Below are 6752 nucleotides of genomic sequence, written 5' to 3' on the forward strand. Positions count from 1 at the left end.
CCGAAGGTGATTTACGCGAGCAACGAGTCAAAGTCCGTGCTTGCACGGAACCTTGAGGAGTGCCGCGATAACGATAAAAACTCGCAAAGCGTGTTTTTATCGTTTAAATGCATTTTTGCTCGTAACTGTGAAGGTACTGAACAGTTACAACGAAAAAGCAAAAGAAAACGGGGACAGCAGCTGAAAATGATACTGTCTCCGTTTTTCTTTTATTATTTGATCAGTGCGGAAATTTCTCTGAATCTCGGATGCATGGATGTTTCCATCAGTTCAAAGAGAATTGCTTCGTAGCTGGTAACAACGGCGCCGGCCTGCGCCATCCGGCGGATAGCAGTCAGAAGATCAGAGGATTTTCGGGAAGAGACGCAGTCTGCAATCAGAAAAACCTCGTAACCCAGATGTAAAAGATCAAGTACGGTCTGTTCTACGCAAATATGCGCTTCTACTCCGCAGACGATTACCTGTTTTTTGTGGGAATCCTGAAGCGTCTTTCGGATAATCTCATCTCCGAGACAGCTGAATGTCCGTTTCTCCAGCCAGGAATCTGTCCCGGCTGCTTCAAAAAGAGAGGGGGCAGACATTCCCAGTCCTTTCGTGTACTGCTGGGTGATCAGAATGGGAATGTCCAGGAGACGGAGTCCTTTCAATAGCGTTTCTGTATGACGCAGAGTCTCTTCGCCGTTCTGTATGGCGGGAAGAAGACGTTCCTGTTCGTCGATGGCAAGGGCAATGGCATGTGGCAGCTTGATTTTCATAAAATATGTCCTCCAAAAGTTTACAGAGTAGGGATCATGCTTTTTAGGTTACTATAACATAAAAATACGGTGTTGCATATATTGAGAAAAAAGAAAGAGGTGGATAGCATGCGGTATGAGCAGCCGATTCCCTTTTACATGGCGTATCCATTCCTACTTCCTCTGGATCAGGAACAGGCACAGGAAAAGGATCTGCAGGTGATGAAGTCTTTTTACTCGCGCCGGGCAGCAAGAATACAGGAGAAGGCAGACCGGGAGTGTGACCGGATGGAATACGATGGCAGTATGATGTTTGATGAGTATCCGGACAAATTTATGATGGAACACCTTTGCAGGAAGATCGAACAGGAGGTGCTGAAAGAAGAGGAGGGGAATACGTCTGTACTTATAATAGAAGAGACCTGTCAGGGGGGACAGGGAAGCTGCGGAAACAGAAGAGAGGAAGAGGGACTCCGGGATCTGATCGGAGTGATCTTATTCAACGAGATGTTTCGCAGACGGAGCCGTCACAGAAGACAGAAAAGATTTTATTAACAGAACTTTAATACAAATATAAAATTTGGGTGTTGTGGTTTATAGTGAAAACCATTAGAATAAGAAGGTAAACAGGAAGGGAAAACCTGAAACTGTTTTCAGGAAAAACAAGTAGGAATCAGCGGCAAAGCCGCAGGAGAATATAGATGACAGAACTGAAGAAACTATTGAGCATTTATCTGGATCTTTATCTGCACCAGATTATTATAAGCGGAGCGAGAACAAAAGAAGGGGCGTCCAAGATACGGATTCGCCCCGTAATTATGAAGGACAAACTGTATTTTCAGTGTACAAGCACTGTGGGTACCAAGGAAATTCATGAAAATTATGAAAAAGAGCCTTTGCTGGAACATATAGAAGGCTGGATCACCGAAGATTTCCGGCAATTGCAGCTGGAAAGTGAACTGGGAAGTGTAAACGTACTCTCAAGTAAGAAGGGAAAACTCACAATTAAGGAAAAAAAGAAAAAAAAGGAAGGTAATCTTTGCGACAAACCGATCCGCATGGAAGCGTTGTCTCATAATCGGAAGAAGCGGTACATTCTGGAAGAGGGAAAACCGGTAGAATTTCTGATCGACCTGGGAGTTATGACTTCTGAGGGGAAGATTGTACACAGTCGTTATGACAAATTCCGACAGATCAATCGTTTTCTGGAGTTTATTGAGGATATCCTTCCCAAACTTACCAGAGACCGGGAAGTGACAATCCTGGATTTTGGATGTGGAAAGTTGTATCTTACGTTTGCGATGTATTATTATCTGCATGAACTGCAGCAGTACGATGTACGGATCGTCGGACTGGATCTGAAAGAGGATGTCATTGAAAAATGCAGCGTGCTGGCAAAAAAATACGGCTATGAGAAGCTGACTTTCTGTCAGGGGGATATTGCTTCTTATGAAGGTGTTGATCGGGTCGATATGGTGGTGACGCTTCATGCATGCGACACGGCTACGGATTATGCGCTGGCAAAAGCGGTTGCCTGGGGAGCTTCTGTGATCCTGTCGGTGCCTTGCTGTCAGCATGAACTGAACCGGCAGATTCACAATGAAGTGCTGGCTCCGGTTTTTTCCTACGGGGTGCTGAAAGAGAGAATCGCCGCGCTGATGACAGACGGTCTGCGGGCTCAGATGTTAGAACAGGCGGGATATGACACGCAGATTCTGGAATTTATTGATATGGAACATACGCCGAAGAATCTGCTGATCCGGGCAGTCCATACCGGGAAAAAGAAGGAAAATAAAGAACAGCTTCGTGCCTGTCTGGATGCGTTCGGACTGCATCCGACACTGGAACGGCTTCTGAAAGAAGGAGGTCGGGAAGCATGAAAAAGGGGTTATTAAAAGCGGGAGTACTGTTGCTGCTGTTTGCGGCAGCGCTGGGAGGAACAGCAGCACTCATCAATCGGGAAAAGATCGTGGGAACGAGACAGATGGAGGATGCAAGTCTTCCGATTCTGTATATGGAAGTTGCGGATACAAAGGTGAATCCGATGTATGGATATGCCGGTGAAATGGAAGAACAGTATATGCGCGACAGTCTGACACCACTTCCGACGGACAGAAGTCTGACGATGGCGATAGATCCGAAGAATGCATCGGTAAAGACGGTGAGCTACCGTGTATCGACGGCAGACGGAACGGAAGTTGTGGAGACAAGCAAGATCAGCAAGCTGAAGAAGAAGGACGGGGAGATCAGGGCAGAATTTCAGCTGGAAACACCGATCCTGATGAACCAGGAATACACGCTTCGGTTTGATGTGACACTGGATAACGGGGAAACGTATTATTATTACACCCGTCTGTTGCAGCGGGCAGGAACCAATATTTCAGAATATCTGGAATTTGCAGACAGCTTTTATCAGACATGTCTGGATTCCGAGAATGCATCCACGCTGGCGGCTTATCTGGAACCGGATGAGACACAGACCAACAGCACCTATGAGAATCTGAATATACATTCCAGCTTTGAACGGATCACCTGGGGAACCCTGGATATGAAGTTGGAAAAAAAGGCAGTGCCGGTGATCAAAGATATGAATGAGACCACCTGCAGTATCTATCTGACGTATGTGTTGTCAGATACTCCTGAGGATGAGACGACAGATTATTATAATGTGACCGATTTTTACCGAATGCGCTATGCACAGTCCCGCGTGATGCTTCTGGATTTTGACCGGAATACACAGGAGTTGTATGACGGAAAACATACGGAACTGACCAGCAAAGGGATCAATCTGGGAGTTGTGGCCAAAGATGTTCAGTATCAGTCTAATAAAAGTTCGGATATTGTGGCATTTGTTCAGGAAGGAGAGCTGTGGAGTTATAACCGCAGTGCCAATAAGACAACACAGATTTTCAGTTTCCGGGATGGTGATCTGGATGAGCGGGAGAACCTGCAGGAACATGGAGTTAAGATCGTCCGGGTGGAAGAATCCGGAGATATTGATTTTGTTGTATACGGCTATATGAACCGGGATGTACATGAAGGAGAAGTGGGGATCGCGGTTTACCATTACGGGGCAGAGCTGAATCAGGTGGAAGAAGAGCTCTTTATTCCGATGAAGAGTTCTTATGAATATCTGAAAGAAGACATGGAACTTCTGTCTTATGTGACCCGGGATGATATGCTGTATGTCATTCTGGAAGATGATCTGTACCAGATCGATATCAAGCAGAAGAGTTTTCAGATTGTAAAAGAAAAACTGATCAAAGACCGATATGTGGTCTCAAAGTCTCAGGCGAGCCTTGCCTGGATGGATCAGGAAGAGGAAAATGCATGCACACAGATCACGGTGATGAGCCTGGAGCAGGGAGATACCTATACGATCCAGGCACAGTCCGGACAGAAGATCAAGGCACTGGGATTTATGAATGAGGATCTGGTGTACGGAATTGCCAATGACAGTGATATTGTGACAGATAATGCGGGCAATACGGTATTTGCCATGAACACCGTCCGGATCGAACAGTTTGGCGGCGAAGTGGTCAAGGAACATCATGAGGATAATGTCTGGGTCAGCAATGTGAAACTGCAGGAAGGTCTGCTGGAACTGGAACGGGTACAGTGGGAGAACGGTGCATATGTGGCGATCAGCAGCGATCATATCATGAATAATCTTCAGATCAGGGAAGAGCAGATAACCCTGCGTCTGATCACTACAGAACGGAAAGCCACACAGATCGGTCTTGATTTCGAAAAGAGCGTGACCAGTAAGAATGTACTGTATCTGGCATCGAATCTGGAAGATCAGGAGACGTATAATATACTTTCTATGGAACTGACGAGAACGGATTCCAATATTTACTATGTATATGCCAAAGGTGTACTGGACAGTACCTGGAGCAGAGTCTGTGATGCCATTAACCGGGCAGACGGACAGATGGGTGTGGTACTGAACCGGCAGCAGCAGTATGTCTGGGAGCGAGGCAACCGCCAGGAAAGTTATCAGGCAAATCTGGATGAAGTGCCGGATGTGGTTCTGAGCGGAACTATTGATGAAAATACCCTGCAGCAGTCTCTGGGCGCGGATTATACGGTGATGAACCTTACCGGATGTTCTCTGGACAGTGTGCTGTATCAGGTCAGCAAAGGAAATCCGGTAATTGCAAAGGTATCTGATACGGTAAATGTGGTAATCATAGGATATAACAGCAAAAATACGATCCTGTACTATCCGGCAACCCAGGAACAGGGTTATTTCGGTATGCAGGACAGCACCAGCCTGTTTGAAAGCGCCGGTAACGTATTTGTCGGCTATATGGACAATCTTGGTGCGGCGAGCAAAAGCGAATAAAAGATATGAAAAACACTCCGCAGGATGGTTGACTGTTGAATGGTTACAATGATACAATAAATGCAATATGGGCAGTTTGCAGGTACGGGCAGGCTGCCTGAGAAAACATCAGAGAGGGAGGACTTTTGTTATGCAGCTTACAACTGTAAGAGAAATATACAAAAACCGGGAAACATTCCTGGACAAAGAGATTACTGTAGGGGGATGGGTACGAAGCGTACGTGACTCCAAAACATTTGGATTTATCGTTCTGCATGACGGAACATTTTTTGAGACCTTACAGGTGGTATACCACGATTCTATGGAGAACTTTGCAGAGATTTCCAGACTGAATGTCGGTGCGGCCATCATTGTAAAAGGAACACTGGTAGCAACACCACAGGCAAAACAGCCGTTTGAGATCCAGGCAACTGAGATCAGCGTAGAGGGAGCTTCAGCACCGGATTATCCGCTGCAGAAAAAACGCCACAGCATGGAATATCTGCGTACGGTTTCACACCTGCGTCCGAGAACCAATACGTTTCAGGCAGTATTCCGTGTGCGTTCTCTGATTGCCTATGCCATTCACAAGTTCTTCCAGGAGAGAGGATTTGTCTATGTGCATACACCACTGATCACAGGAAGTGACTGCGAAGGTGCCGGAGAGATGTTCCAGGTAACAACTATGGATCTGAACAACATTCCGAAGACGGAAGACGGAAAAGTAGATTTTTCCAAAGACTTCTTCAATAAACCGACCAACCTGACTGTAAGTGGACAGCTGAACGGTGAGACTTATGCACAGGCGTTCCGCAACATCTATACGTTCGGACCGACTTTCCGTGCAGAAAACTCCAATACTACCCGCCATGCAGCAGAATTCTGGATGATTGAGCCGGAGATCGCTTTTGCAGATCTGGACGATGATATGATTCTGGCGGAATCCATGCTCAAATACATTATACGTTACGTTCTGGAAAATGCACCGGAAGAGATGAACTTCTTCAACTCCTTCATCGACAAAGGACTGTTAGACCGTCTGAACAACGTGGCAAATTCTGAATTTGCCCGTGTGACTTATACAGAAGCCATCGATATTCTGACAAAGAACAACGATAAATTTGAATACAAAGTATCCTGGGGATGCGATCTGCAGACAGAGCATGAGCGTTATCTTACCGAACAGGTATATAAACGTCCGGTATTTGTCACTGACTATCCGAAAGATATCAAAGCGTTCTATATGAAACTGAACGATGACGGAAAGACCGTGGCAGCGGTTGACTGTCTGGTACCAGGTATCGGCGAGATCATCGGCGGAAGCCAGAGAGAGGATGATTACGACAAGCTGGCAGCCCGTATGGACGAGATGGGTCTGAACAAAGAAGACTACGGATTCTACATGGATCTGAGAAAATACGGAAGCACAAGACATGCCGGATTCGGTCTTGGATTCGAACGTTGCGTGATGTATCTGACAGGAATGGGTAACATCCGTGATGTCATCCCGTTCCCGAGAACAGTAAACAATTGTGATTTATAAGTAATTATGTAACTGTTCAGTACCTTCACAGTTACGAGCCAAAATGCATAAAAAATCACCTTCGGTGATGGCATTTTGGCTTGTATGTCTCGGGATTTTGACATATTCATGTCAAAACACCTCGCGGGACAGTGGCTACTGAATAGTT

At 46.0% G+C, this 6752-nt stretch carries 5 protein-coding genes; 4 read left to right on the top strand and 1 reads right to left on the bottom strand.

What is annotated here, in order from left to right:
* Window positions 1-212: 212 nt before the first annotated feature.
* Window positions 213-755, bottom strand: a complete 543-nt coding sequence (locus MSA64_RS04980) for an isochorismatase family protein (RefSeq protein WP_154431434.1) — start codon at window positions 753-755, stop codon at window positions 213-215.
* 108 nt (window positions 756-863) lie between these two features.
* On the opposite strand from MSA64_RS04980, the gene MSA64_RS04985 reads away from it, so the two are divergent.
* From MSA64_RS04985 to asnS, 4 genes are all read left to right on the top strand, one after another.
* Window positions 864-1289, top strand: a complete 426-nt coding sequence (locus tag MSA64_RS04985) for a hypothetical protein (protein ID WP_022171459.1) — start codon at window positions 864-866, stop codon at window positions 1287-1289.
* Between the two features lie 146 nt (window positions 1290-1435).
* Window positions 1436-2614 carry a class I SAM-dependent methyltransferase gene (locus MSA64_RS04990; RefSeq protein WP_287890840.1) on the top strand — a complete coding sequence of 393 codons (1179 nt, stop codon included), beginning with the start codon at window positions 1436-1438 and terminating at the stop codon, window positions 2612-2614.
* Window positions 2611-5082 (top strand): hypothetical protein, encoded by a 2472-nt coding sequence (locus MSA64_RS04995; protein ID WP_154431432.1) that lies wholly within the window; start codon window positions 2611-2613, stop codon window positions 5080-5082. The genes MSA64_RS04990 and MSA64_RS04995 overlap by 4 nt, the downstream gene beginning before the upstream one ends.
* Before the next feature lie 130 nt (window positions 5083-5212).
* Complete coding sequence (asnS, locus tag MSA64_RS05000; RefSeq protein ID WP_022171456.1) at window positions 5213-6604, top strand: asparagine--tRNA ligase; 1392 nt, start codon at window positions 5213-5215, stop codon at window positions 6602-6604.
* Window positions 6605-6752: the final 148 nt, after the last annotated feature.

The organism is Oliverpabstia sp. (assembly GCF_022785585.1).
GTDB classification, from domain to species: Bacteria; Bacillota; Clostridia; order Lachnospirales; family Lachnospiraceae; genus Oliverpabstia; species Oliverpabstia intestinalis.

What these genes read in the sequence shown, in the direction of transcription:
- MSA64_RS04980 (WP_154431434.1), bottom strand. Translation starts at nt 755, where the DNA reads ATGAAAATCAAGCTGCCACATGCCATTGCCCTTGCCATCGACGAACAG.
- MSA64_RS04985 (WP_022171459.1), top strand. Translation starts at nt 864, where the DNA reads ATGCGGTATGAGCAGCCGATTCCCTTTTACATGGCGTATCCATTCCTA.
- MSA64_RS04990 (WP_287890840.1), top strand. Translation starts at nt 1,436, where the DNA reads ATGACAGAACTGAAGAAACTATTGAGCATTTATCTGGATCTTTATCTG.
- MSA64_RS04995 (WP_154431432.1), top strand. Translation starts at nt 2,611, where the DNA reads ATGAAAAAGGGGTTATTAAAAGCGGGAGTACTGTTGCTGCTGTTTGCG.
- asnS (WP_022171456.1), top strand. Translation starts at nt 5,213, where the DNA reads ATGCAGCTTACAACTGTAAGAGAAATATACAAAAACCGGGAAACATTC.